Annotated in this window: 20 protein-coding genes, 1 pseudogene and 1 riboswitch; of the genes and pseudogenes, 14 read left to right on the top strand and 7 right to left on the bottom strand. The window is 73.6% G+C overall.

Annotated features, from left to right (window positions below):
- Positions 1–7 precede the first annotated feature (7 nt).
- On the top strand, positions 8–1,468 hold the full coding sequence (mptB, locus tag ACF3NS_RS01995; RefSeq protein ID WP_288798838.1) for a polyprenol phosphomannose-dependent alpha 1,6 mannosyltransferase MptB: 1,461 nt from the start codon (positions 8–10) through the stop codon (positions 1,466–1,468).
- A 51-nt stretch (positions 1,469–1,519) separates the two neighbouring features.
- On the opposite strand, the gene ACF3NS_RS01990 is transcribed toward mptB, so the two are convergent.
- Positions 1,520–2,659, bottom strand: coding sequence for a glycosyltransferase (locus ACF3NS_RS01990; protein ID WP_288798840.1), 1,140 nt, complete (start codon positions 2,657–2,659; stop codon positions 1,520–1,522).
- 148 nt (positions 2,660–2,807) lie between these two features.
- Here ACF3NS_RS01990 and ACF3NS_RS01985 point away from each other — a divergent pair, with 148 nt between their 5' ends.
- From ACF3NS_RS01985 to ACF3NS_RS01975, 3 genes are all read left to right on the top strand, one after another.
- A complete protein-coding gene (locus ACF3NS_RS01985; protein ID WP_392467488.1) occupies positions 2,808–3,221 on the top strand; it encodes a cold-shock protein in 414 nt (137 codons plus the stop codon).
- Between the two features lie 253 nt (positions 3,222–3,474).
- On the top strand, positions 3,475–5,130 hold the full coding sequence (gene hutU / locus ACF3NS_RS01980) for a urocanate hydratase (protein ID WP_289033950.1): 1,656 nt from the start codon (positions 3,475–3,477) through the stop codon (positions 5,128–5,130).
- A 449-nt stretch (positions 5,131–5,579) separates the two neighbouring features.
- Positions 5,580–6,347 carry an endonuclease domain-containing protein gene (locus ACF3NS_RS01975; RefSeq protein WP_195849122.1) on the top strand — a complete coding sequence of 256 codons (768 nt, stop codon included), beginning with the start codon at positions 5,580–5,582 and terminating at the stop codon, positions 6,345–6,347.
- A gap of 92 nt (positions 6,348–6,439) precedes the next feature.
- Here the strand turns inward: ACF3NS_RS01975 and ACF3NS_RS01970 are convergent, their stop codons facing one another.
- From ACF3NS_RS01970 to ACF3NS_RS01955, 4 genes are read right to left on the bottom strand one after another with little or no spacing between them, the layout of a single operon-like run.
- Positions 6,440–7,048 carry a response regulator transcription factor gene (locus ACF3NS_RS01970; protein ID WP_154592754.1) on the bottom strand — a complete coding sequence of 203 codons (609 nt, stop codon included), beginning with the start codon at positions 7,046–7,048 and terminating at the stop codon, positions 6,440–6,442.
- Complete coding sequence (locus tag ACF3NS_RS01965) at positions 7,045–8,136, bottom strand: sensor histidine kinase (RefSeq protein WP_392467486.1); 1,092 nt, start codon at positions 8,134–8,136, stop codon at positions 7,045–7,047. Before ACF3NS_RS01965 ends, ACF3NS_RS01970 begins: the two co-directional genes overlap by 4 nt.
- The gene (locus tag ACF3NS_RS01960; protein WP_154592752.1) at positions 8,133–8,888 is read right to left on the bottom strand and encodes an ABC transporter permease; all 756 of its coding nucleotides are present in this window, start codon (positions 8,886–8,888) and stop codon (positions 8,133–8,135) included. Before ACF3NS_RS01960 ends, ACF3NS_RS01965 begins: the two co-directional genes overlap by 4 nt.
- Positions 8,885–9,886 (bottom strand): ABC transporter ATP-binding protein, encoded by a 1,002-nt coding sequence (locus ACF3NS_RS01955; RefSeq protein WP_288799536.1) that lies wholly within the window; start codon positions 9,884–9,886, stop codon positions 8,885–8,887. The genes ACF3NS_RS01960 and ACF3NS_RS01955 overlap by 4 nt, the downstream gene beginning before the upstream one ends.
- Before the next feature lie 83 nt (positions 9,887–9,969).
- Here ACF3NS_RS01955 and ACF3NS_RS01950 point away from each other — a divergent pair, with 83 nt between their 5' ends.
- The 3 genes from ACF3NS_RS01950 to hutI are packed head-to-tail and all read left to right on the top strand — an operon-like array spanning position 9,970 to position 13,904.
- Positions 9,970–11,244, top strand: coding sequence for an allantoate amidohydrolase (locus ACF3NS_RS01950; protein WP_288799534.1), 1,275 nt, complete (start codon positions 9,970–9,972; stop codon positions 11,242–11,244).
- 60 nt (positions 11,245–11,304) lie between these two features.
- The gene (locus ACF3NS_RS01945; protein WP_288799532.1) at positions 11,305–12,654 is read left to right on the top strand and encodes a formimidoylglutamate deiminase; all 1,350 of its coding nucleotides are present in this window, start codon (positions 11,305–11,307) and stop codon (positions 12,652–12,654) included.
- Positions 12,651–13,904, top strand: a complete 1,254-nt coding sequence (gene hutI / locus ACF3NS_RS01940; protein WP_392467483.1) for an imidazolonepropionase — start codon at positions 12,651–12,653, stop codon at positions 13,902–13,904. The genes ACF3NS_RS01945 and hutI overlap by 4 nt, the downstream gene beginning before the upstream one ends.
- 153 nt (positions 13,905–14,057) lie before the next feature.
- Here hutI and ACF3NS_RS01935 read toward each other — a convergent pair whose 3' ends face one another.
- Entirely contained in the window at positions 14,058–14,951 is an 894-nt protein-coding gene (locus ACF3NS_RS01935; RefSeq protein ID WP_392467481.1) for a hypothetical protein, read from the bottom strand.
- Between the two features lie 228 nt (positions 14,952–15,179).
- Here ACF3NS_RS01935 and ACF3NS_RS01930 point away from each other — a divergent pair, with 228 nt between their 5' ends.
- The 5 genes and pseudogenes from ACF3NS_RS01930 to ACF3NS_RS01910 all read left to right on the top strand — a co-directional run bounded on the left by ACF3NS_RS01930 (position 15,180) and on the right by ACF3NS_RS01910 (position 21,191).
- Positions 15,180–16,469 carry a sensor histidine kinase gene (locus tag ACF3NS_RS01930; protein WP_392467479.1) on the top strand — a complete coding sequence of 430 codons (1,290 nt, stop codon included), beginning with the start codon at positions 15,180–15,182 and terminating at the stop codon, positions 16,467–16,469.
- Positions 16,466–17,140: a response regulator transcription factor gene (locus tag ACF3NS_RS01925; protein WP_019286590.1), complete on the top strand. Its 675-nt coding sequence runs from the start codon at positions 16,466–16,468 to the stop codon at positions 17,138–17,140. Before ACF3NS_RS01930 ends, ACF3NS_RS01925 begins: the two co-directional genes overlap by 4 nt.
- Positions 17,141–17,245: 105 nt before the next feature.
- Positions 17,246–18,016, top strand: a pseudogene (locus ACF3NS_RS01920) (ABC transporter ATP-binding protein); the annotation flags it as partial.
- Positions 18,017–18,061: 45 nt separating this feature from the next.
- The gene (locus ACF3NS_RS01915) at positions 18,062–20,629 is read left to right on the top strand and encodes an FtsX-like permease family protein (RefSeq protein WP_392469048.1); all 2,568 of its coding nucleotides are present in this window, start codon (positions 18,062–18,064) and stop codon (positions 20,627–20,629) included.
- 49 nt (positions 20,630–20,678) lie between these two features.
- Positions 20,679–21,191: a hypothetical protein gene (locus ACF3NS_RS01910; RefSeq protein ID WP_154592746.1), complete on the top strand. Its 513-nt coding sequence runs from the start codon at positions 20,679–20,681 to the stop codon at positions 21,189–21,191.
- A 158-nt stretch (positions 21,192–21,349) separates the two neighbouring features.
- Here ACF3NS_RS01910 and ACF3NS_RS01905 read toward each other — a convergent pair whose 3' ends face one another.
- Positions 21,350–21,664: a DUF4235 domain-containing protein gene (locus tag ACF3NS_RS01905; protein WP_154592745.1), complete on the bottom strand. Its 315-nt coding sequence runs from the start codon at positions 21,662–21,664 to the stop codon at positions 21,350–21,352.
- 38 nt (positions 21,665–21,702) lie between these two features.
- Positions 21,703–21,808, top strand: a riboswitch (TPP riboswitch).
- Positions 21,809–21,855: 47 nt separating this feature from the next.
- Between ACF3NS_RS01905 and ACF3NS_RS01900 the strand changes: the two genes are divergently transcribed.
- On the top strand, positions 21,856–22,521 hold the full coding sequence (locus ACF3NS_RS01900; protein ID WP_392467478.1) for an ECF transporter S component: 666 nt from the start codon (positions 21,856–21,858) through the stop codon (positions 22,519–22,521).
- The gene (locus ACF3NS_RS01895; protein WP_154592744.1) at positions 22,502–24,742 is read left to right on the top strand and encodes an ATP-binding cassette domain-containing protein; all 2,241 of its coding nucleotides are present in this window, start codon (positions 22,502–22,504) and stop codon (positions 24,740–24,742) included. Before ACF3NS_RS01900 ends, ACF3NS_RS01895 begins: the two co-directional genes overlap by 20 nt.
- Positions 24,743–24,944 lie beyond the last annotated feature (202 nt).

Below are 24,944 nucleotides of genomic sequence, written 5' to 3'. Positions count from 1 at the left end.
CAGCAGGGTGATCACCCGAGGCGTCGTCGGCGTACTCCTGGTCCTCGTCGGGGGCTTCGTCATCACGCCGCTGCCGGCATCGGTCGGCGCGGCCCTCGCCGCCCCGCTGACCCAGTGGGGCGCCACGATGCCAGGCCACGGTGTCGGTCTCGTGCTGGCCGTCCTCGGTCTGGCCCTGGTGTCCTGGGCCTGGCTCTCGCTGCTGCGCGCCTGCGTCCCCCGGCCTCCGGGCGCCCTGGCCCTCGTGCGCCGCGCCACCTGGTCGTGGACGCTGCCGCTGCTGATGGCGCCGCCGTTGTTCAGCCGGGATGGCTTCAGCTATGTCGCTCAGGGTGAGCTGACGAGGCGGCTGCTGTCGCCATACAGCTATGCCCCGGTGACCCTCTCGGGGCCCTGGAGCGAGCGTGTGGACCCCCGGTGGATGGACACGCCCACGCCCTATGGGCCCGTGCCTCTGGTGTGGGGCGCGACGGCCACCACCCTGACGCGCGACCCTTGGCTGGCCATCGTCCTCGAGCGCTGCGCTGCCCTGCTCGGGCTGGCGCTGCTGCTCTGGGCCCTGCCGGAGCTCGCCCGCTGGTGCCGCCGAGACGCCGCGACCGTCACGGCGCTGGTCACCGCGAGCCCGCTCATGGTCGCGCACGGCGTCGGCGGGCTGCACAACGACGTGCTGCTGGCCGGGCTGGGGGCCGCGGCCCTCGTCGTGGCCGGGCGCGGCAGCTGGGGCTGGGCGGGCGTCCTCGGAGGTCTCGCCGCGGGCGTCAAGGTGCCGGGCGGCCTGGTCTGCGTCGGGGTGGTCCTGGTCAGCCTGGGCGTGGGGGCGACGGTGCGGCGTCGGGTCGAGCGGGCGCTGGCGGTCGGTGGGTTGGGCGTGGTCACGCTGCTGGTCTGCGGACTGCCCTACCGCCTCGGCGTCGGCTGGGTCGGCGCGCTCGCCGTGCCCGGCGAGGTGCTCACGCCGTTCTCGCTGTCGACGACGGCCGGGCGCGCGGTCGGCTGGGTGGTCAACCACGCCGGCCACCCCGAGCTCTGGGCCCCGGCCCTGACCACGGCCCGCACCCTCGGTATGGCGGCGGCCGTGCTCGTCGGCGTGGTCTGCGCGTTGCGGGCCCGCAGCGGTGATCGCCCCGCGGCGCTGCGGTCGGTCGCCGTCACGATGCTGGCGGTGCTCCTGCTGGGGCCGGTGGTGCATGCGTGGTATGCCCTGTGGGTGGTGCCCTTCGTCGCCGCCCTGCCCCTCGGGGTCCGGCAGCTGCGGGTCCTGCTGGCGATCAGCGTGGTCGGCGGGGTGAGCGCCCCGCTCGACTCCTCGCTCGAGGGGCGTCCCGTGGCGATCGTGCTGACGGGGGCGATGGTGCTGGCGGTGGCGGTGCCGCTGCTCCTGCGGACGCGTGGGGTGCCGGATGCCTCGGAGCGTGACTCCGCCCCGGCGCCCGGCCCCGCCGTCCTCGCCGGCACCCGTCGTTGAGAGGCGACAGATCGGGGCTTTGAGGGCCGCAGAACCCCCGTCTGTCGCCTCTCAACGTGAGGGGTGGCGGCGACCCGAGGCGGTGGCGAGGGTGCGGTGCAGCCCGAGCATCCGCTCGACGGTGCGGCTCCAGGGGTAGCCCTCGGCGCGGGCCCGGGCGTCGCGGCGGCGCTCGGTCGGCGGACGGGCCACGACCTGCAGCACGGCGTCCGCCAAGGACTCAGGATCCGGTCGCCCCCAGGCGCCGGACGTCTCGTCCACCAGCTCGCGGGCCCCGCCACGGTCCGCGGTGACGACGGGCGTCCCGCAGGCCAGCGCCTCCAGCACCGCGAGCCCGAAGGTCTCGCCCGCGCACACGCTGAGCGCCACGTCCGCCTCCCCGAGACGGCGGGCCAGGGCCGGGCGGCCCGCCACGTGACCGTGGAAGGTGACGGGGGCCCCGGCCGCCAGGCGTTCGAGCTCGTGGCGGTGGGGCCCTTCGCCATACACGTCCAGACGCACGGGTATGCCGCGCCGGTGAAGGCTGACCGCGGTGCGCACCGCGAGGTGGGGGTCCTTCTCGCGGGACAGGCGACCGGAGTGGGCGAGGCGGATCGTCCCGTCCGTGGCGGGCGGCGATGGTGGGTCGAGCGGGCGGAAGGTCACGAGGTCCACGCCGAGCGGCACCTGGTGCAGCCGGTGAGGCGCCAGGGACGCGAGCCCCGAGAACTCGCCGGCGGCGAAGTGCGACGTCGTCACGACGTGGTCGAACGCGCGGGACAGCGCACCGTTGAACAACCGGATGGGGCGCCGCAGGCCGCGTTGCACGCCGATCCGCATGCTCAGCATCGTGTCCAGCCGCTCGTGGGAGAGCAGGACGGTGGGGACCTGTCGGCGGCGCGCCACCAGCGTGACCGGCAGCAGGGTGGACTTGTCGGAGATCTCGATCGAGGTCGGTGCGAAGTCCACGAGGGCGCGCAGCACCGGCCGAGGGTCGAGGATCATCCGATAGCCGCCGCTGACCTCGCGGGACGCCACCGTCACGACGTCGCCGAGCTCGGTGGGGATGCGGTCGTCGGTGGACCCGGGGATGATCAGGAGCCGTCGTGCGCCGGCGTCGACATACCCTCGCGCGAGCTGGTCGATCGCGACCTTCATCCCGCCGGACGTGGGCCCCACGAAGTTGGCCAGCTGCGCGATCCGGAGGTCCACGGGTCCAACCTAGCGGGGCCGCGACCGCCGGGACGGCGACGCTGAGCGCGACCACCGCTCGGAGCGGGTTCACCGGCTCGCGGGTTCACCGGTGCGATGCGGCCGGTCGCGACGGTTCGTCGGCGGGGACGTGGGTAAGGTGCGTCACATGGCGGATGTGATTCAGGGTGAGGTGCTGTCGTTCGACGCGGTCAAGGGATATGGCTTCATCGCTCCCGACGACGACGGACCCGACGTGTTCCTGCACGTCAACGACATCGTGGGCGATCGCGCGCAGGTGCGCCCCGGCGTGATCGTCGAGTACGTGCCCGAGGAGGGCGCCAAGGGGCCCAAGGCGTCCCAGGTGCGAGCCCTCGGTGACGACCTGGACGTGCGGCGACCGGCCGGACGTGCGGTGGAGCGCCCGGACGGCGAGGTGGACGTGCTGTCCCCGCGCGAGTTCGAGGACGCGATCACCGAGATGCTGCTGCGCGCCGAGCCGACGCTGACGGGCTCGCAGATCCTGCACCTGCGGGGTCGGCTGGGGACGATGGCCCGCGGCTACGGCTGGGTCGAGGACTGACGTCCCCCGCAATCGGGAGGTACCTTCAGACGGCGCGAGGCCCGGAGCGCTGAGGAGTCGGTCCGGTCGGGTTCGGACTGACGACGACGGCCAGAGGGTTGGGCTCGGTGTCTTGGATTCGAGACAGATGCCCGTATGCCGGGGCTGGTCGCCGTGATGTCGGCGAGGTTCGATGGGGGGACCCCGCTCCGGCGACGACGCCGGGTGGTGACCACGGCTTCGTCATACGACCCGATCGCCCGAGGAGGCAGCCATGCAAGGCTCCCGTCCCGTCCGCGCCGCACGCGGCACCACCCTCTCGGCCCGCAGCTGGCAGACCGAGGCGCCGCTGCGGATGCTGATGAACAACCTCGACCCCGAGGTCGCCGAGCGGCCCGACGACCTGGTCGTCTACGGCGGGACCGGGCGGGCGGCGCGCGACTGGCGCAGCTTCGACGCGATGGTGCGCACGCTGCAGGACCTGCGCGAGGACGAGACGATGCTGGTGCAGTCGGGCCGCCCCGTCGGCGTCATGCAGACCCATGAGTGGGCACCGCGCGTGCTCATCGCCAACTCGAACCTCGTTGGTGACTGGGCCAACTGGCCGGAGTTCCGGCGGCTGGAGCACCTCGGGCTGACGATGTACGGCCAGATGACGGCCGGCTCGTGGATCTACATCGGGACGCAGGGGATCCTGCAGGGCACCTACGAGACCTTCGCCGCGGTGGCCGAGAAGCGTTTCGGTGGAACGCTGTCCGGCACCCTGACCCTCACCGGCGGGTGCGGCGGCATGGGCGGGGCGCAGCCTCTGGCTGTCACCCTCAACGGCGGGGTGTGCCTGGTCGTCGACGTGGACAAGACCCGGCTGGACCGCCGCGTCGAGCACCGCTACCTGGACGAGGTGCACGAATCCCTCGACGCCGCAGCCGAGTCCGCGCTGCGGGCCAAGGACGAGCGGCGGGCGCTCTCGGTGGGGCTCGTCGGCAACGCCGCCGAGGTCTTTCCCGAGCTGCTGCGGCGTGACGTCCCCATCGACATCGTCACCGACCAGACGTCCGCGCACGACCCCTTGTCCTACCTGCCGATCGGCGTCGAGGTGGACGAGTGGGCGCAGTACGCCGAGAAGAAGCCCGACGAGTTCACCGACCGGGCCAGGGAGTCCATGGCCATGCACGTGCGCGCCATGGTGGACTTCCAGGACAAGGGCGCCGAGGTCTTCGACTACGGCAACTCGATCCGCGACGAGGCGCGGCAGGGCGGCTACGAACGCGCCTTCGAGTTCCCGGGATTCGTGCCGGCCTACATCCGGCCGTTGTTCTGCGAGGGCAAGGGCCCGTTCCGCTGGGCGGCCCTGTCGGGCGACCCCGAGGACATCCACCGCACGGACCAGGCCGTGCTCGACCTGTTCCCCGACGACGAGCGACTTCACACGTGGATCAACGGGGCTCGCGACAAGGTCGCGTTCCAGGGACTGCCGTCGCGCATCTGCTGGCTGGGGTACGGCGAGCGGGACCGGGCAGGGCTGCGGTTCAACGAGATGGTGGCGAGCGGCGAGCTGTCCGCCCCCATCGTCATCGGGCGTGACCACCTGGACTGCGGGTCGGTCGCCTCGCCCTATCGCGAGACCGAGGCCATGGCCGACGGGTCCGACGCGATCGCGGACTGGCCACTGCTCAATGCGCTGGTCAACACCGCGTCCGGCGCCTCCTGGGTGTCGATCCACCACGGCGGCGGCGTGGGCATCGGGCGGTCGATCCACGCCGGGCAGGTGTCCGTGGCCGACGGATCCCCGCTCGCCGCACAGAAGCTCGCCCGCGTGCTCACCAACGACCCCGGCATGGGAGTCATCCGGCACGTCGACGCCGGCTATGACATCGCCGAGCAGGTGGCGCAGGACAAGGGAGTTCGCATCCCCATGCGTGAGGGCTGAGTCACGACTTGGCACGTCCGGCGTACGGCGCGCGACCCGTCGCGCATCATCTACCCCGAGGGGGCCCTCGACGCCTGACCCCGACGAGTGTGACCAAACTGCTGGTGCCACGCACTTTCGCGCCGACGGGATGCCTCTGGTGAAGCAAAAGTGCTGGGAGGGGGCACGTGTCCCCCGCTGAGGCAGTGGGATGGGGCAGACATGCGGTTCAACCGCCAGTTGTCCACAGGAGTGTGTGGTGATCGGGGCCTGACGCACGCTCCTGTGGATGCTCGAGAGATAATCCGGCCTGACGGCGGCAAACTCGCCCTATGGCTATCAAGAGGCCGCTTCCGCCAGAGCTCATGCGTACGCCCTGGTTCACCAGTCGTCGAGCGCGAGAGCTGGGGGTCTCGCGCCGGACCATCGAGGCGATGCCCCACCCACACCGCGGAGTCGTCGGCCATCGCATGCCCGAGAACGTCAGAGAGGACGTCGCTGCGATCTCGTTGGTCCTGCCGCCAGGCTCGGCCGCCGCAGGCTCGCTCGCCGCGTGGTTGCACGGACTGGCGCTTCCCTGGTCGTGGAGGCCGGGCGAGCTGCTCGACATCGGCAGGTGGGGTGGCCAACCCTGTCGCCTTGCCACGGTGCGCCCTCACTACCTGGGGGCGGACGTCACCACGGTGCGCCTCCCAGGGGTGTCCATACCCGTCGTTGCGCGCCCATTCGTCTTTCGTCAGCTGGCGCCGGTGCTGAGCCGTCGCGACCTCGTCGTCCTCGGCGACACCATCGTGGGGTGGCGCTCCGGCGTCGATGTGACGGACGTGGCCGCGACCCTGACATCGGCCAGCCCGGGCGTGGTTGCGGCGCGGGCAGCCTTGAGGGATGTCCGCCCGGGGGTCAACTCGGCGATGGAGTCCAGGCTCCGGCAGGACTTCGTGCGTGAGGGGTTCCCCGAGCCGGAGCTCAACGCCGCCATCCATGACGAGCGTGGTGGCCTGATCGGATACGTCGACTTCCTCTGGCGGAGCCGCCGTCTGGTGGTCGAGTACAACGGCGCGCACCACTTCGCGACGCCCCAGCAGCGGGTCGAGGACGAGGCGAGGCGCAATCGCCTGGAGCGGCTCGGTTACCGGGTGATCGTGGTCAACCGGATCGACTACTTCCAGCACCATGCGGACACCCTGGCGGGCATCCGGAGGGCGCTCGCCGAGCAGGGAGAGCGCCTCCTCGTGTGACCAATGTGCGTCGGGGCAGCAGGTTTGCCACGTTCCGGGGGTGTGGGTGTGGCAAGGACGCGTGCAGACAGCAGTTTGGTCACGCAGGGGGGTCAGAGCCAGCCGCGGGACTGGGCCTCGCGCGCCGCCTCCACGGCCGTCGACGTGCCGGTCTTGGCGATCGCGGACGACAGGTGGTTGCGGATCGTCCCCGGCGAGAGGAACAGCCGCGCCGCGATGTCCGGAGCGCGGTGGCCCTCCATCGCGAGCAGCAGGGTCTCGCGCTCGCGGGCCGTGAGGGGGGAGGCGCCGCCATAGAGCGACTCGGTCGCCAGGGCAGGGTCGACCACCCGCAGCCCGGCGTGCACGCGCCGCACGGCCTCGGCCAGCTCGCTCGCCGGCGCGTCCTTGACCACGAAGCCGCTGGCCCCCGCCTCGAGTGCGCGCCGCACGTAGCCAGGCCGTCCGAAGGTCGTCACGATGAGCGAGCGCACGCCGGGGGCCTCGCGGGCCAGCAGCCTCGCCACCTCCAGGCCGTCGAGGCCGGGCATCTCGATGTCGAGCAGGCACACGTCGGGGGAGCTCGCGCGGACCGCGTCGAGCACCTCGTCCCCGCGACCGACCTGCGCCACGACCTGGAGGTCGGTCTCCAGGTCCAGCAGGGCCGCGAGGGCGCCGCGCACCATGGCCTGGTCGTCGGCGAGCAGCAGTTGGATGGTCATAGCCGCACCTGCAACCGGGCGCCCCGCCCGTCGGTCCCGGGGCCGATCGTCAGCGATCCGCCGGCGCCGGCGACGCGCTCGCGCAGGCCGCGGATGCCGTTGCCCTCCTTGCCGCCTCGCAGTCCGCGCCCGTCGTCCTCGACGACCAGGCCTGCGGGCGAGAGCCGTATGACGCACTGCCCGGCCCCGGAGTGCCGCACGACATTGGTGACGGCCTCGCGCAGCACCCAGGCGAGGACCGTGCGGTGACGCGGGTCGACCACGGTGAGGTCGTCCGGCAGGTCGGCGGCGATGCCGGCACCGGTGAGCGCCATCCGGGCGCCCTCGACCTCGTCGCCCAGCGACGCGACCCGCAGCCCACCCACGGTCTCGCGGATCTCGGCGAGGGCGGTGCGGGTCAGCGAGCGGATCTCGATCAGCTCGGCGCGGGCCCGCTCGACGTCGACGTCCAGCAGCCGCTCGGCGAGCTCGGTCTTGACGGCGACCACGGTCAGGGAGTGCCCAAGGACGTCGTGCACGTCGCGGGCGACCCGCTCGCGCTCGGAGGCGATGCGCAAAGCGTCCTTGGTGCGGGTGTAATCAAACTCCTTGTTGTTGGCGACCCGGGTCACCGCCGTGGAGATGAAGACGATCACCAGGATGATCGTGAGGAACCCGAAGCTGCCGGACACCCCGGCCCACCAAGGGAGCCCGACGGCGAGGGCGAGCAGCACCGCGGAGATGCCGAAGGCGTTACGCATCGGGAACGTGAACATCGCGAAGCTCAGCAGGAAGGGCGCCATCCCGACGGCGTCGACGCCCAGCACCGGCACCGTGACGAGGCAGAGAGCGATCAGCAGGGCGTACCAGCGCACGGCGGCGGGGTTGACGCGCCGGCCCTCGCCGAAGGCCCAGAGCCGGTTCATCGCCCAGACGTACACGAACGCGAAGCTCGCGATCGCGGCCAGGGCGAGGCCCTTGAGCCAGGTCGGGGCCGACTCCCGCAGGACCTCGATCACCGGGAAGCCGAGGAAGGCGAGCCAGACGGCGGCCATCACCCACCCGTAGCGGCTCCACGGGTCCTGCAGGGTCGAGTGGGCTCCGCTCACTGCCGTCCCCGGCTGCGGCGCACCAGCCAGGTCGCCAGCATCGCAAGGATCAGCAGCCATGCGGCGACGTTAGCAAGCGGCACCCACAGGGGTTCCTCGATCAGGCCGTCGGGGGTCATGATGCGGCCTTCGGTCAGGGGATAGCGCACCAGCTGGATCAGGCCGTAGAGGGGGGTGAACTTGGCGATGGTCAGCAGCGTCCCGGACAGCGGCATGAAGATGTTGCCGAGGAAGGCGAGGATCACGAGGGAGCCACCGGCGGCGCCACCTGCGGACTCGCTGCGCATCCACAGGCCGAAGACCATGCCGTAGATCGCGAAGGCGGCGGCCCCCACCACGGTGATGATCGGGGCGAGCACCCAGACCTGCCAGTCGGCCCGGGCCCCGGTGAGCCAGCCGATCAGATAGATCAGGACGAGCGGCTGCAGGCAGATCGTGATGGCGGTGGCGGTCTTGACCCCGACATAGGTCCCGTCGCGCATCGGGGTGAGGCCGAGCTGCCGCCCCCAGCCGAAGGCTCGCTCGATGGCCGCGTAGCCGCCGATGCCGGTGGTGGCGGTCACCGCGCCGTACGCCGCCATGGACACCATGAGATAGGCCGCGACGTTGCCGTTGCCGGCCGTCTCGTCCTTGTACTCCGCGGCGGCGCCGAAGATGAGGTACATGAACAGGGGGATCCCGACGGTGAAGATCAGGCCCACCCAGTCACGAAAGATGCGGGCGATCTCGAGGCGGTAGTAGGTGGTGTTCATCGCGCGGTCTCCGTCGTCGCGGCGGCCTGCTCGGCCTGCTCGGTGATCTCGAGGAAGGTCTGGTCGAGGGAGCCGCGCGAGATCTCCAGCTCGCAGGCCCCCAGGTCGGTCATCAGGGTGCGGGCGACCGTGTCGGAGTCGGTGCAGCGCACCAGGACCCGTATGCCGCCCGCCGGCGTCCCCGTGTGGTCGACGTCGTCGACGCCTGCCACCCGCTGCAGCACGTCCGTCACGCGGGCGAGCTCGCCCGCCCCGATCTGCGCGCTGACGAGCCGCCCGGTCGCCTGGGCCCGCAGCTCGGCGGTGGTCCCGTCGGCGACGACCCGCCCGCCGGCGACCAGGACGATGCGTCGGGCGAAGTCCTCGGCCTCCTCCAGGTAGTGCGTGGCGAACACGACGGTCCGGCCGGCGTCCGCGTCGGCGTGCATGGTGGCCCAGAAGTCACGCCGGGCGGTGACGTCCATCCCGGACGTGGGCTCGTCGAGGACCAGCAGGTCGGGCGAGGGCAGCAGCGCCAGCGCGAAGCGCAGCCGTTGCTGCTCGCCGCCGGAGCACTTGGAGACCCGGCGTCCGCCCAGCCCGGTGAGGCCCGCCCGCGCCAGCACGTCGTCGACGTCCTCGTGCCGGGGGAATAACGAGGCCACCAGCCGCACCGTCTCGCGGACGGTGAGGTCGGGCAGCAGCCCGCCGCTCTGCAGCACCGCCGACACGCGCCCGGCGGCGACCGCACGACGGGGCTCCTCGCCATACGTGCGGGCCGTCCCGCTGGTCGGCGAGGTGAGCCCGAGGACCATGTCCAAGGTCGTGGTCTTGCCGGCCCCGTTGGGCCCGAGGAAGGCCACCACCTCGCCCGGCTCGATCGTCAGGTCGAGGCCGTCGACCGCGGTCACGGTGCGGGCCTCGCGCGAGCCCTGCCGGCCCCTGGTCCCCTTGCCCGTGCCCCTGAAGGTCTTGCGCAGGTCCCGCAGCTCCACCGCGGGTGCCGTCGTCGTCGTCATGGCACCAGCCTGCTGACCTACGCCGACGCCGGCGTGCGGGACCTGTCACGAGTCCCGGGTGACAGGTGTCATAGGTTGGCCGTATGTCGACGCCGACCGCCTCCCAGACCGCCGCCCACGGCCCCGCCCACGCGGAGCTGGACCGCCTCTGGGCCGAGCTCGCGCCGGTGGGGCGCGACGGCGTGACGGGCGGCTACCGCAGGTTCGCGTGGACGCGGGAGGACGCGACGCTGCGGGAGTGGTTCGCGGGGGAGTGCGCGCGGCGGGGGCTCGAGGTCGTCGAGGACCGCGCCGGCAACCAGTGGGCGTGGTGGGGCGACGTCGACGCGGCCCGGGCCCGCGGCGTGCAGGGGGTCGCGATCGGCTCCCACCTCGACTCGGTGCCGGACGGCGGCGCGTACGACGGCCCCCTCGGCGTGGTCACCGCGCTCGCGACCGTCGACGCGCTGCGGGCGGCGGGGCACGAGCCGACCGTGCCGATCGGGGTCGTGAACTTCGTGGACGAGGAGGGCGCGCGCTTCGGGGTGGCGTGCATCGGCTCGCGCGTCATGACGGGGGCCATGGCGCCGGAGCGGGCGCTCGGCCTGCGCGACCACGACGGCGTGACCCTGGCCGAGGCGCTGCGGGCGGCCGGCCGCGACCCCGACGCGATCGGGAGGGACGACGAGGCCCTGGCTCGCGTCGGCACCTTCGTCGAGCTGCACGTCGAGCAGGGGCGTGGCCTCGCCGACCTGGACCGCCCCGTCGCCGTCGGCACCGCCATCTGGCCCCACGGCCGCTGGCGGCTCGACCTCGTCGGGCAGGCCAACCACGCCGGCACCACCCGGCTCGAGGACCGAGACGACCCGATGCTGCGCCTCGCGTCGGCGATCCTCACCGCCCGCACCGCCGCCACCGCGCACGGCTGCGTCGCCACGATCGGCAAGACCCGGGTCGTCCCGGGGGGCGTCAACGCCATCCCGTCCGCCGTGACCGCGTGGCTGGACGCGCGGGGCCCGGTGGAGGCGGACGTGCGGGAGGTCGTCGAGGCGGTGGCCCGCAACAGCGGCATACGGCCTGCGGCGGAGCCGCTCTGCGAGTCGTGGACCCCGGAGACGACCTTCGACGCGGACCTGGCCGCCCGGCTGTCCGCGCTGCTCGACGACGCGCCCCTGCTCGGCACCGGGGCGGGCCACGACGCGGGCATCCTGGCCAACGCCGGCATCCCGACCGCGATGCTCTACGTCCGCAACCCGACCGGCGTGTCGCACGCCCCTGACGAGCATGCCGACGTGGCTGACTGCCACGCCGGGCTCGACGCGCTGGCCACCGTGGTCGCCGACCTGGGAGGACGGACCGCGGGGCCGGCCGGGGGATAGGGTGGGGGACGTCGCCGACGCCGAGGCCGACGACTGGGTCGATGCGAGGGGGCCACGGGCATGACCACCTTCTGGTCGGAGCACGCGCTGCTGCCGTCCGGGATCACCAACGGCGTGCGCACCACGGTGACCGACGACCGGATCACCGCCATCGACGTCCGCACCCACCCGCGGCCGCACGACACCAAGCTCCACGGGGTGACCCTCCCCGGGATGGCCAACGTCCACAGCCACGCCTTCCACCGCGGCCTGCGGGGGCGCACGCACGCCAACGGCGGCGACTTCTGGTCCTGGCGCGAGCGCATGTACTCCCTGATGAGCCACCTGCAGCCGGACACCTACCTCGACCTCGCGCGCGCGACCTTCGCGGAGATGGTGCTCGCCGGGTTCACCTGCGTCGGCGAGTTCCACTACGTCCACCACCAGGTGGACGGCACCCCCTATCCCGACCCCAACGCCATGGGGCACGCCCTGCAACAGGCCGCCACGGAGGCCGGGATCCGCCTCACCCTGCTCGACACCTGCTACCTCACGGGCGGGCTCGACGGGTCGGGCTACCTGCCGCTCGACCCCTACCAGCGGCGGTTCGGCGACGGGACCGCCGAGGGCTGGGCCGCCCGCGTGAGCCAGCTGCGCGAGGGCCCGATGTCGCGCGTCGGCGCCGCCATCCACTCCGTGCGGGCCGTGCCCCGCGACCAGCTCGGCGTCGTGGCCGAGGCCGCGCGCTCCGGGCTCGGGGTGCACCCGTCGCCGGTGCCACTGCACGTTCACCTGTCCGAGCAGCTCGCCGAGAACGCCGCCACCCTCGCCCGCTACGGCCGCACCCCGACCCAGCTGCTCCACGAGCAGGGCGTGCTCGGGCCCACCACCACGGCCGTCCACGCCACCCACCTGACCGACGAGGACGTGCGGCTGCTCGGCGAGAGCGGGACCGGCGCGTGCTTCTGCCCCCTCACGGAGCGCGACCTCGCCGACGGCATCGGGCGGGCCCGCGACCTGCACCGCGCCGGCGCCCGGCTGTCGATCGGCACCGACCAGCACGTGTCCATCGACCCCTGGGGCGAGCTGCGCTCCCTCGAGATGCACGAACGCCTCGTGACCAACGAGCGGGGCCGCTTCGACCCCGCCGAGCTCGTCGACGTCGGCACCCGGCAGGGCTACGTCTCGCTCGGCTGGGACGACGGCGGTCGCCTCGAGGTCGGGTCGCTGGCCGACCTGTGCAACGTCCGCCTCGACAGTGTCCGCACCGTCGGCGCCAAGCCCGCCCAGGTGGTCTTCGCCGCCACCGCGGGCGACGTCGACACCGTCGTCGTGGGCGGCAAGCCCGTCGTCGAGGGTGGCCGCCACCGCATCGGCTCGGTCGCCCTCATGCTCCGCACCGCCCTCGACGCCCTCCTGGAGGAGCCGTGACCTCCGTCCTCGTCACCGACATCGGCCAGCTCGTCACCTGCTCGCCCGAGCTCGGGGACGGATCACCCCTCGGAGTCCTGCAGGACGCCGCCGTCGTGCTCGAGCAGGTCCCTGCGGCGGGCGCGTCGGCATACCGGATGATCGAGGGCGAGCCGGTGCCTGACCGCGGCCACGTCGCCTGGGTGGGACGCGCGGCGGACGCGCCCGCCGCCGACGAGGCGATCTCCGTCGAGGGGCGTTGCGTGGTGCCGGGATTCGTCGACTCGCACGCGCACCTGATCTTTGCCGGCGACCGCGGCGAGGAGTTCGCGGCGCGGATGACCGGGCAGCCCTACGACGGTGGTGGGATCGCCGTGTCCGTGGCCGCCACACGCGCCGCGTCCGACGAGGAGCTGCTCGACCTGCTGATCGATCGGGTCCTCGAGATGCGCGCGCAGGGCACGACCACCGTCGAGGTCAAGTCGGGCTACGGCCTGACCGTGGAGGACGAGGCGCGGGCGCTGCGGCTCGCGTGCGAGGCGGGCATCGAGGAGACGACCTTCCTCGGGGCGCACGTCGTGCCCCCCGAGCTTCGTTCCCGCCGAGCGGAGTACGTCTCCCTGGTGACCGGACCGATGCTGTCGGCGTGCGCGCCCTATGCGGTGTGGGGCGACGTGTTCTGCGAGCCGGCGTCGGCGCACGCCTTCGACGGGGACGAGGCGCGCGCGGTGCTGCTGGCCTGCCGCGAGGCCGGGCTCGAGCTGCGGGTCCACGGCAACCAGCTCGGGCACGGGCCGGGCGTGCAGCTGGCGTGCGAGCTCGAGGCGGCGTCGGTCGACCACTGCACCTACCTGTCGGCGGCGGACGTGGACGCGCTGGTCGGGGCGGCCGGGACGACGACCGCGACCCTCCTGCCCGGCGTCGAGTTCTCCACCCGGTCGCCCTATCCCGATGCCCGCGCCCTGATCGACGCCGGCGTCTCGGTGGCGCTCGCGACCGACTGCAACCCCGGCACCTGCTACTCCTCGTCGATCCCCTTCGTGGTGGCCCTGGCCGTCCGCGAGATGGGTATGACGCCCGCCGAGGCCCTCCTCGCGGTGACCCTCGGCGGGGCTCGCGCGCTGCGGCGCAACGACGTCGGCCACCTCGGGGTGGGGGCACGCGCGGACCTGACGGTGCTCGACGCCCCGTCATACGTGCACCTGAGCTATCGCGCGGGCGTCCCGATCGCCACGGCCCTCGACCTGACCCCACCCTCCCCGCCCGCCTGACCTGGCTCCGCCCCGCCCCCAGCCCACTCGACCCCATCCCCAGCCCACTCGACCCCACCCCCAGCCGTGAGTGGGCGGATCTGGTCGTCCGCGCGGCCCGAGGGGAGCCATGTTCGCCCTCTCATCGTGGCGCTCGGGGCGGCCGCGACCAGGTCACGGGCGCCAGCCCGCGGCGCGGAGGCCACGACTCGCGATACCGATCACCTCAGGGCGATCGCCTCGGAGGTGCTTGTTGGAGACCCGGTCGTATCCGAATCCTGACGCACGGATCAGGCGTTCCCGGTCGAGGTCGCGGTCGAGCTGCTCGCCGCGCTCGCGGTGGTGCCGGCCGTCGTAGTCGAGGGCGTAGTTCCACCGGCGCCAGTACATGTCCACGTTCGCGACCCACCCGGACTCGCTGACCAGGTTGACGTTGAGCTCTGGCTCCGGCAGTCCCGCACGCACCAGTACCACACGCGTCCGCGTCTCCGCAGGGGAGGCGCTCCCGGCGCGAATCTCCTTGAGCGCCGCAACTGCCCGAGCAGCTCCTCGGTCCCCGGGCCGGAGCGCGGCCAAGAGCTCGTCGATGCTGCGGGTGCTTCGGGGCCCGAGCAGCCAATCCCCCGCGATGATGAGGTCGTCCAGAGGGAGCTCGGTGGCGAGATCCCGCCAGGTGTCGACCGCGTCGGTCACGGGCAGGCCGTTGACCAGAGTGGTCGCGCGCCGCTCAAGGCCCCGTCTGCCCTCGACTCGCGTTCGCCGAACCCGCCCCGACACCGTCCTCGTCATGACGTGGAGCACATCGTCCGGCACCCAGTCCGCGACGCCGGGCATGCGATGGATCTGTGCTGCCGTGGTTCCGCAGAGTGCCACCGGATGTTGCGTCAGCGTAGCCAACAGCTGGGCCGCCGCCTCCTCCACGCAGGTGGGCTCGTCACGAGCTCGCGAGCCGTGGTGGGGGTTGTGGAGCTCGGGGTTGCGCAGCTGGCCTCGCGTCGCGCCGCGCGCCATCGCGTCGATCACACGGAAGGTGGCTGGGAGGCCCTCGGGCAGGTCGCGGCGTCGCATGCAAACCACTCTAAATATCTGCAAAAGCACATATCTGGCTGTATCCACAGGACCAGCGACTCAGAGTCAGCATCCCGTGAGTGGGCCAGCAGGGCTGTCCGTGGTCGGGGTGGGGGACCAGGTGTGCCCTCTCGTGGGGGTGGGGGGTGGGTCGGGAGGGGGAGGGTGGGGCGGAGGATCAGACCGAGGTATGACGACGCGGCCCGCCCTCTCGCCTAGCGTGGGTGCGTGCGCCGGCTGACCTCCCTCCACCGCTGGCTCGGCGAGCACGTCATGCTGGTCGACGCCTGCTGGGCGGGGTTCGTGACCTTGCTGTGCCTCGTGGTGTCCGCGGGCGTCCTCAGCGAGCTCACCGTCGGGTGGGTGGGCTGGCTCGCGTGGACCCTCCTCGGCACCAGCCTGCCCCTCGTGTGGCGCCGCACCAGGCCCGACCCGGCCATGGCGGCGGTCGCGCTCGGCTGCGTGGTCCAGCTCGTGATCGCTGACAACGTCGTGCCCCAGAACCTCGCGGCGCTCATGATGCTCTACGCGGTCGCGGCCCACGGGCACCCGCGGTGGCGCTACTGGTGGCTCGCGGCCGCGCTGGTCGGCGGGGTGGTGGGAGCCTGGGACTGGACCTACAACTGGGTCCGGCCTGCCGGCGCGCAGCGCGTGGAGTACGCCGTCATCAGCTGGGTGTTCGTCGCCGCCATGAGCGTCGCGTGCTTCGTGCCCGGGGCCCTGGCGAGGCAGCGGCGCGAGATGGTGCAGAGCCTGCGCGACCGGGCGGACTCCCTGGAGCGCGAACGCGACTCGATGGCGCGCCTCGCCGCGCAGGAGGAGCGGGCCCGGATCGCGCGCGAGATGCATGACGTCGTCGCGCACTCGCTCAGCGTGATCGTGGTCCAGGCGGACGGAGCGTCGTATGCCGTGGAGCACGGTGACGTCGACGCCTCGCGCATGGTCGCCGCCCGGACGCTCGCCACGATCGGCGACACCGCCCGGGGCGCGCTCGGCGAGACCCGGCGCCTCGTGGGGGTGCTGCGCGAGGAGGGGGAGGCGGCGGCCTACACCCCGCAGGCCACGCTCGAGCAGGTGGAGGAGCTGGTGGCGCACGTCAACGACGCGGGCTTGCCGGCGACCCTGACGCAGGTCGGCGACGAGCGGGTGCACGAGGCGCTCGGGCCGGCGCAGCAGATGGCGGCCTACCGCGTGGTGCAGGAGGCGCTGACCAACGCCCTCAAGCACGCGGGACCGGCGGCGACCGTGCGGGTCGAGCTCGCTCACCACCCGGACCGGGTCGAGCTGGCCGTGCGCGACACGGGTCGGGGTCCAGGTGGCGGGTCGGACGGGCGCGGCCATGGGCTGATCGGGATGCGCGAGCGGATGGCGTCGATCGGCGGGACCTTCACGGCCCGGGAGCGGGTCGGGGGTGGCTTCGAGGTGCTTGCTAGCCTGCCGACGCGGGACCCGGAGGCGCCGACGGCGCCCACCGTGCCGGTCCCGGTCACGACGGGACGACCACGGGAGCGCGAGTGAGCGACGAGCAGATCAGGCTGCTGCTGGCGGACGACCAGGAGCTGGTGCGGATGGGCTTCCGGATGGTGCTGGACGCCCAGCCCGACATGCAGGTCGTGGGTGAGGTGGGCGACGGCGCGGCGGCGGTCGAGCTGGCCGCGCAGGCCGACGTGGTGCTCATGGACATCCGGATGCCACGCATGGACGGCGTCGAGGCGACCCGACGGATCGTGGCCTCTGGCGCTGCGGCCAAGGTCCTCGTGCTCACGACCTTCGACCTCGACGAGTACGTCCACACCGCGCTCAAGGCCGGTGCCGGCGGCTTCCTCCTCAAGGACGCGGGCCCGGCGGAGCTGCTGGCCGCCATACGCGCTGTGCACCAAGGAGACTCGGTCGTCGCCCCGAGCGCGACCCGGCGCCTGCTCGAGAGGTTCCTGCCCGGGCTGCCCGACGAGCACGAGCCCCTGCGGAGCGCCGAGGAGCGGCTCGCCCCGCTGACCGAGCGGGAGCGCGAGGTGCTGCTCGCGGTGGGGCAGGGGCGCTCCAACCAGGAGATCGCGGCCGAGCTCTACGTGGCCGAGGCCACCGTCAAGACCCACGTCGGGCGGATCCTCGCCAAGCTCCACCTGCGAGACCGGGTGCAGATGGTCGTCCTCGCCTACGACACCGGGCTCGTGCGACCGCAGTCGTAGGCCCGCTGCGCCCGTGGTCCTCTGGTCGCCCCCGGGGTCGAGACCGCAGGTCGATCCGGGCGACACCGGCCGCTCCCTAGCGTCGACATCGACCGCGCACCAGCGATGTCCGACGACCAGACGGAGCGACCGATGCCCACCAGCAACCCGACCACCGTGACCCGCGCGGCCGTGCGCGCGAGTGACCTCACCAAGACCTATGGGAGCGGCGACACCCGCGTCGTCGCCCTGGACCACGTGGACGTGGAGCTCGCCGAGGGGGAGCTCACCGCGATCATGGGCCCGTCGGGGTCCGGCAAGTCGACGCTGATGCACTGCGCGGCGGGCCTCGACGACGTCACGAGCGGGCAGGTCTGGGTCGGCGACACCGACCTCACCACGCTGGACGACACGCGGCTGACGCTGCTGCGGCGCGAGCAGGTGGGGTTCGTCTTCCAGGCCTTCAACCTGCTCCCGACGCTGACCGCCGAGGCCAACATCACCCTGCCCCTGCGCCTCGCGGGCCGCACCCCCGACCGCGAATGGTTCGAGCATGTGGTGCGGGTGCTGGGCCTGACAGATCGTCTGGGGCACAAGCCGACCGAGCTCTCCGGCGGGCAGCAGCAGCGCGTGGCGGTGGCCCGCGCCCTCGTCATGCGGCCGCGCGTCATCTTTGCCGACGAGCCGACGGGCGCCCTCGACAGCGTGACCGGGCACGAGCTGCTGGACTTCCTGCGGCGCTGCGTGCGTGAGCTGGGCCAGACGGTCGTGATGGTGACCCACGACCCCGGGGCCGCGACGTATGCCGACCGCGTGCTGCTCCTCGCGGACGGTCGCATGGCGGGGGAGCTGCGGCACCCCACCGCCGACGACGTGCTGGCCGCCCTGCGCGGGCTGGGGGGCGTGATCGCCGTGCGCACCTCGATCTCCCTGACGGCCAGCATGATCCACGGTCAGGCCCGGCGCTTCGTCAGCGTCCTGGTCGCCATCACGATGGGCATCGCCTTCGTCGCGGCCACGCTCATGGTGGGCGACACCTTCCGCGAGTCCCTGGCGCGCGACGCCGCCGGCTCGGTGGGCCGCGCGAGCGTGGTCGTCACCACGCCGGACGGGTCCTCGGGCGTGGGGGGCGCGCCTCGCGGCGGCCCGGCCGTCATACCCTCCGGGCTCGCCGCGCAGGTGACGCGCGCCCACCCGGGTGCCTCCGTGCGCACGGTGGCCGGCGGGGCCGTCCAGCAGGACCTCGGGGGTCGCGAGGCCTCCCTCCTGCTGCGGTCCGTGCCGCAGCTGTCCGGGACGACGACGCTCACGGCCGGTCGCCTGCCCGCCCGCCGCGGCGAGATCGCCGTCGTGGACTGGGTCGCCTCGGCGCGCAAGCTCGCCGTCGGCAGCACGACCCGCCTGCTGCAGCGCGGCACCGGCACCAGCCCTGGCACCGGCACCGAGCAGCGGCCGCAGGAGGCCCGTCCGACCGAGGCCACGGTCGTGGGCATCGTCAAGGCCGGGCGTGATGTGGTCCCGCTGCAGGGGACGCCCGCGGCCTTCGCCCTGGACGAGGACATCTGGGCGTGGACGGGCAGCAGGGGCTACGAGGAGCTCGACCTCACCCCGGCCCCGGGCGGGTCGGCCGTGGACGACGAGCAGCTGCGCGCCTCCGTCGCCGGGCTCCCGGCGGCCACGGGCCTGACGGTCCGCACCGGCGAGCAGGAGAAGGACCACCGGGTGAGCGTGATGGTGCAGGGGGTCACGCAACTCACCTCGATGCTGCTCGTCTTCGCGCTCGTCGCCGTCTTCGTCTCGGCGCTGGTCATCGCCAACACCTTTGCGATCCTCGTCGCCCAGCGCACCCGCCAGCTCGCGCTCCTGCGCTGCATCGGCGCCGAACGCCGGCAGGTGCGGGGATCCGTGGTGGCGGAGGCGCTGCTCGTCGGCGCGCTCGGGTCGGTGGCCGGGCTCGCGCTCGGCGCGGGGCTGGCGGCCACGCTTGTCCAGCTCTCGCACGGCACCGACCTGGACCTCGGCAGCCTCGTCGTCACCCCGCTCGCCGTCGTGGCCCCGCTCCTGACCGGCATCGTGGTGACCCTCGTGGCGAGCCTCGCCCCCGCCCGCGCCGCGACCCGGGTCAGGCCCCTCGCGGCGCTGCGCCCCGAGACCGCAGCCCGGGTGCGCCGTGTCCGCGCCCTGCGGGTCGCGGTGGGGTCGGTCCTCGCGGCCGGCGGCGGTGCGCTACTCGGGCACGGCGCCCTGCAGCACCAGCTGGCGACGGGCATCCCGGGCGGGCTGCTGTCCTTCCTCGGCGTGCTGATGGTGGCCCCCGTGGTCGTGCCCGGCCTGGCCCGCGTGGCCGGTGCGCTCCCCGCCCGCCTCGGTGGGGTGCCCGGCGAGCTCGCCGTCGACAACGCCGGCCGCAACCCCGCCCGGGCCGCCGCCACCGCGAGCGCCCTGCTCGTCGGCGTCACGCTGATCACGATGATGAGCGTCGGCTCGGCGACCGGGGTCCGCTCGGCCACCGACGCCCTCGACAAGCAGACGCCCGTCGACGCCCTCGTCCAGGCACCCCAGGCGCCCCGAGGTATCGAGGCGCGCGACCTCGACACCTTGCGGCGCAGCAGCGTCGTCGACGCGGCCACCCTCGTGCTCGACGCCCCCGCCACCCTGACGCACGGCGGGCGCCCGGTGGACGTCGCCGCAGGCGGTGGGTCCGGTGGAGGGTCGGGTGGCGGTCAGGCCACCGTCACCGGCGCCGACGACGCGGCGGTGCAGGTCTCCCGTCGGCCGCAGCTCTTCGCCGGGCTGGACGACCACACCGTGCTCCTCCCGGCGAGCTCGGGCCTGCGCACCGGCGACACCGTCACCCTCGCCCACGGCGCCGCGCGCCTGGACCTGCGCGCCGATGTCAGGGCGGACCACGCCGACGCCCCGGTCGTCACGGCGGCCACCGTGCGGCGCCTCGACCCGCAGGCCAAGGGGTCCGCCTGGATCAGGTTCGCCGAGGTCAAGGACGCGGCCACCGCGACCGAGCAGCTGGCCCAGGACGCCACCACGATCCGCGGGGCCCAGGTCCAGCGAGTCGCCACCCAGCGCGCCGAGATGGAGCGGATCATGGACGTCGTCCTGCTCGTCGTCACCGGTCTGCTCGGCATCGCCGTGCTCATCGCCCTGGTCGGCATCGGCAACACGCTCGGGCTCTCGGTCCTCGAGCGCACCCAGGAGTCCGGCCTGCTGCGCGCCCTCGGCCTCACCCGCCGCCAGCTGCGGAGCATGCTCGGCCTCGAGGCGCTGACCCTGGCGGGCGTCGGGACGCTCGTAGGGCTCGCGCTGGGGGTGGCCTACGGGCTCGGCGGGGCCTACGCGACCTTTGGCAGCGAGATGACCATCACCCCCGAGATCCCCTGGACTCGACTGGGTCTCGTCGCCGCCGTGGCGCTCGCCGCGGGCTGGCTGGCGTCCGTCATACCGGCTCGGCGGGCAGCCCGGGTGAGCCCGGCCGCGGCCCTGGCCACCGACTGACACGCGGCTCCCAGGGCGCGGGCCTACGCTGGCAGGGAGGAGGCACGAGATGGGTCGGGTCGAGCGTGAGGTCTATGCCGCGGCCACGTCACCGCGCCACGTGCGCGCGCTGACCGTCGGCGGGGGCACGCTGCTCGCCGCCCTGCCGCTGCCCGCGTCCCTGCGCGCCGGTCTCGGCCTCGCCGGCTACCTCGCCGGGCTCGCCCTCCCGGCCGACCGGCAGGCCGCTGCCGAGCCGGACCACCTGCGGCACCTGCGTCGTCAGGTCGATCGGCTGGGTGACTGGCTCGACGACCGCCGCGGCGCCCTCGGGTGGGACGTGGAGACCTGGCTCGACCGCGTGCTCGTCCGGGCCGGCGGTGTGCTGGCCGACCCGGCGCTGGTCGCCGAGCCGGAGCGGCTGGCGAGCCTGTCCCGGCTCCTGCTGGTCACGCTGCCCGAGGTGCTGCGCGAGGGCGAGGACACGGCGTTCGAGCCGGACCCGTCGCGGCGTCGCCTGCGGCTGGCCCTGCGCCTGGACCACCTGGACCGAGAGCTGACGGCCCTGCGCTCCGCGGCCTGACCGCGCCGCTTCCCGGCACTGGTCCCCCTCCCCGGCAGTCGTGCCCCGGCGGTCGTGCCCCCGGTGGTCGCGCCCCCGGCACTCCCGACCCCGAGCAGCAGCACGTCGCCCCGACCGATGGACCGGTCGGGGCGACGCGCAGGAACGGGCGGGGTGATTCAGGCCTTGCTGGTCCGGGCGTCGATCTGCGCCTGCAGGTCGACGTCACCGATGTCGTCGCTCTGACGCTTGACGGCCGCGACGAAGCCCTTGGCGGCCTGACGCTGCGCCACCAGGCGCGCGATGCCGATCACGAGACCGGAGAACGCCGCGAAGGCCAGCGCTTCCTTCCAGTCCACGTCGGGGTTGGTGGGGTCGGAGGGGGCCTCCTTGCCCGTGGCCTTCTGCCAGCCCGAGTTGACGATCTTGTTGGCCACCATGCCGGCCAGCATGGCGGCGCCGGTGCCGATGAGCTTCCACACGTTAGGTCCCATGCGTTGAGTCTCACACGATCTTCGCGGTAGCGTCACGTTTCACACGACAGGGGAGCGCAGATCGCGCTGAGAGTGCGGGCGACCGCAGACCCTCCGCACCTGATCCGGTTAGCACCGGCGCTAGGGAGTCGGATTCTCGAGGCGACCCGAGGGGTCACCTTCCCTCTTGGTGACCGACCAGGAGATCTCGTATGCCGAACAACACCGGCTCCGCCGCCACCGCGCGGCCGGGCCAGCACGCACGACCGTCCGCGCTCGCCACGGGGACCCTCATGTCATGGCGAGGCGTCGACCTCGTCCTCGGCGCCGTCCTCGCCGTCGCGCTGGGCGTCGCCTTCTGGGGGTGGGACAGCACCCTCTACCACGTCGTCGAGGCGGCCGCCGTCGGCTATGCCCCGATCGGCTCGCTCGCGCTCGGCGTGTGGGTGCTCCCCGCCGTGGCCGGCGCGCTGCTGATCCGGCGTCCCGGCGCGGCCCTCTACGTCGAGCTGATCGCCGCGAGCGTGGAGACGCTGCTCGGCAGCAAGTGGGGCTGGCTCGTGATGCTGTCCGGGCTGCTGCAGGCGCTCGGGGTGGAGCTGGCGATGTGGGTGTGGCGCTGGCGTCGCTTCGACCTGGCCGCCGCGATGCTGGGCGGCGTGCTCGGCGCCGTGCTGGAGATCTGCGTCTACGAGTGGTGGCAGTACGTCCCGCAGCTCGCCTGGGTCCACAAGCTCGTCTACCTCGCCTTCGGCATGGTCTCGTGCGCGCTGATCGCCGGGCTCGGGGGCGCCGCGCTGGTGCGCGCGCTGGCCCGGGCCGGCGTGGTCGACGCCTTCCCGGCGGGCCGCGAGGCGCGTGAGTCCCACGTCCGCTGACGTCGACCTCGACGCCGGTCCCGGCTTCGACGAGGGCCCGAGGGGGGCTCTCGTCGAGGCCGAGGACCTCACCTGGCTGCCGTACGGCGCCGCCCGCCCGGTCCTGGACGGGGTGTCGCTGCGCGTGGCGCCGGGGGAGCGGGTGCTGCTCGCGGGGGCGAGCGGGTCCGGCAAGTCGACCCTGCTGCGGGCGCTGGCCGGCGTGCTCGCCGAGACCGGCGGGGGTGACCAGACCGGGCAGGTGCACGTGTCGGGGCAGGTGGGCCTGCTGCTGCAGGACCCCGAGGACGCCGTGGTCGCCCGGACCGTCGGGCGCGACGTGGCCTTCGGTCCCGAGAACTCCGGCGTGCCGCGCGGGCCGCTCTGGGAGCGGGTGCGCGCGGCGCTCGCGTCGGTGCGCTTCCCCCACGACACCACCCGCGAGACGCGGGCCCTGTCCGGCGGCGAGACCCAACGCCTCGCGCTCGCCGGGGTGCTCGCCCTCGACCCCGGCCTCGTCCTGCTCGACGAGCCGTGCTCGATGCTCGACCCCGCGGCTGCGCAGGCAGTCCGGTCGGCGGTGGCCGCGGCCGTCGCCGAGGTGGGGGCCACCCTCGTGGCCGTCGAGCACGAGCTCGCGCACTGGGTGGACGTCTGCGACCGGCTGGTGGTGCTCGGCGACGGGGGCCGCGTGGTGGCGGACGGACCCCTGGCCCCGACGCTGGCGGCCGAGGGGGAGCGGCTCGCCGGGCTGGGCCTGTGGGTGCCCGGCGCGCCGACCCCGTCTCCGGTCGAGATGCCGTCCGGGCTGGTCGCCCCGGTCCGACGCGGTGGCGTGACGGCCGCGGTGGACGAGGTCGTGCGCCAGGTGCAGCCCGGGCTCGCGTCCTGGCAGGCGGTGCACCCGCCGCAGCTCGTGCTGCAGGACGTCTCGCTGGAGGCCTCGCCGGGGGAGGCGGTGGCCGTGACGGGTCGCTCGGGGGCCGGCAAGTCCACGCTCGTGGCGTGCGCCGCCGGGCTGCTCGAGCCGACGTCCGGGACGGTGCGGCTGGGGGCCGACGACCGCGAGGCGCCGCACCGCTGGCACGCGGTGGAGCTGGCAGAGGCGGTCGGCTGGGTGCCGCAACGACCCGAGCTGCCCATCACGGCGCGCACGGTGCTCGACGAGGTGCTGCTGACGGGGCGGGCCCTCGGTCAGGACGAGGAGTCCCTTGGTGAGCGGGCCGCCGCCCTGCTCGAGGCGTTGGGCCTCGGCGATCGCCACGACGCCGACCCCCACACGCTCTCGGGGGGCGAGCAGCGCCGCCTGTCGCTGGCCTCCGCCCTCGCGCACGGACCCTCCGTGCTGCTGCTCGACGAACCCACCGTCGGCCAGGACCGCCGCACGTGGGCCGCCGTCACCGGGGTCATCGAGGCGGCCCGCGCCGCGGGGACGACCGTGGTGGTGTCCACGCACGACCGGCGCCTGGCGTCCCGCTGCACCCGCGAGCTCGTGCTCGACCGGCCCCCGGCCGCCGCCGTGCCGGTGCGCCGCCGTGCGTCGGGGCTGGCGGCATACGCCTCGGCCCTGCCCCTGATGCTGGTGAGCCTGGTCGCCATGGTGGTCGGGCTGGTCGTGCCCACGGTGGCGGCGGGCCTCGGTCTGCTCGGGGTGGAGCTGGCGCTGCTGCTCGTGCTCTGCGGGGTGCGCTGGCCGCAGCCGGTGCTGCGGCTCACCCCGCTCGCGATCGGCGCAGCCTCGCTCTGGTGGTCCAACTGGTGGTGGGCCGAGGCGCGGGACCCGGTCGCGGCGGTGCTGCCCGCACTGCGCATGACCACGGCGGCGCTGCCCGGAGTGGTGCTGGCCGGCTACCTGGAGCCGTTCTCGCTGGGGGACCAGCTCGGCCAGCGGCTGCGGCTGCCCGCCCGTCCCGTGGTGGCGGCGGTCGTGGCGCTGCAGAGGTTCGACCAGCTGCGCTCGACGTATGCCGACCTGCGCGCCGTCCGCCGTGCGCGAGGGCTGCTGAGGCGGGGCATCACGGACGCGGTGGTGCTGACCTTCGCCCTCCTGGTGCAAGCGCTGCGGCAGGCCGGACGGCTCGCGGTGGCGATGGAGGCGCGGGGCTACTCGTCACCGGTGGTGCGGGCCGGGTGCCGCACCTGGGCGCAGCCCGCTCGCTGGGGTCACGCCGACCCCTGGGTAGTGCTGTGCGCCCTGACCCTTGCCGTGGCGGGAGTCACCGGTCATCTGGTCGGCCGCTGAACGCTCTGGGCGACCTCTGGACGACCTCTGAACGACTGCTGACGGCCTGGGCCGGACTGGTCACTCTCCGTCGCGTCCGGGTCCAGGGGCAAAAGGCGCGAATATACCCATGCGTAACGGGGCGATATGTCTGGTTCCTGACGATGTGGGGTCCTTGCACACCTCGAAAGGGCTAATCACGATGGGTGATCTTTGCGATCCG

The organism is Arsenicicoccus cauae (assembly GCF_043162025.1).
GTDB lineage: Bacteria > Actinomycetota > Actinomycetes > Actinomycetales > Dermatophilaceae > Arsenicicoccus > Arsenicicoccus cauae.
This window is presented reverse-complemented; position numbering and strand designations above follow the sequence as displayed.

Bases quoted from the DNA above. Each gene is read 5' to 3' on its own strand.
- ACF3NS_RS01985 (WP_392467488.1), top strand. From the start codon at position 2,808: ATGGCGGATGTGATTCAGGGTGAGGTGCTGTCGTTCGACGCGGTCAAG.
- hutU (WP_289033950.1), top strand. From the start codon at position 3,475: ATGCAAGGCTCCCGTCCCGTCCGCGCCGCACGCGGCACCACCCTCTCG.
- ACF3NS_RS01975 (WP_195849122.1), top strand. From the start codon at position 5,580: ATGCCCGAGAACGTCAGAGAGGACGTCGCTGCGATCTCGTTGGTCCTG.
- ACF3NS_RS01970 (WP_154592754.1), bottom strand. From the start codon at position 7,048: ATGACCATCCAACTGCTGCTCGCCGACGACCAGGCCATGGTGCGCGGC.
- ACF3NS_RS01960 (WP_154592752.1), bottom strand. From the start codon at position 8,888: ATGAACACCACCTACTACCGCCTCGAGATCGCCCGCATCTTTCGTGAC.
- ACF3NS_RS01955 (WP_288799536.1), bottom strand. From the start codon at position 9,886: ATGACGACGACGACGGCACCCGCGGTGGAGCTGCGGGACCTGCGCAAG.
- ACF3NS_RS01950 (WP_288799534.1), top strand. From the start codon at position 9,970: ATGTCGACGCCGACCGCCTCCCAGACCGCCGCCCACGGCCCCGCCCAC.
- ACF3NS_RS01945 (WP_288799532.1), top strand. From the start codon at position 11,305: ATGACCACCTTCTGGTCGGAGCACGCGCTGCTGCCGTCCGGGATCACC.
- ACF3NS_RS01935 (WP_392467481.1), bottom strand. From the start codon at position 14,951: ATGCGACGCCGCGACCTGCCCGAGGGCCTCCCAGCCACCTTCCGTGTG.
- ACF3NS_RS01915 (WP_392469048.1), top strand. From the start codon at position 18,062: ATGATCCACGGTCAGGCCCGGCGCTTCGTCAGCGTCCTGGTCGCCATC.
- ACF3NS_RS01910 (WP_154592746.1), top strand. From the start codon at position 20,679: ATGGGTCGGGTCGAGCGTGAGGTCTATGCCGCGGCCACGTCACCGCGC.
- ACF3NS_RS01905 (WP_154592745.1), bottom strand. From the start codon at position 21,664: ATGGGACCTAACGTGTGGAAGCTCATCGGCACCGGCGCCGCCATGCTG.
- ACF3NS_RS01900 (WP_392467478.1), top strand. From the start codon at position 21,856: ATGCCGAACAACACCGGCTCCGCCGCCACCGCGCGGCCGGGCCAGCAC.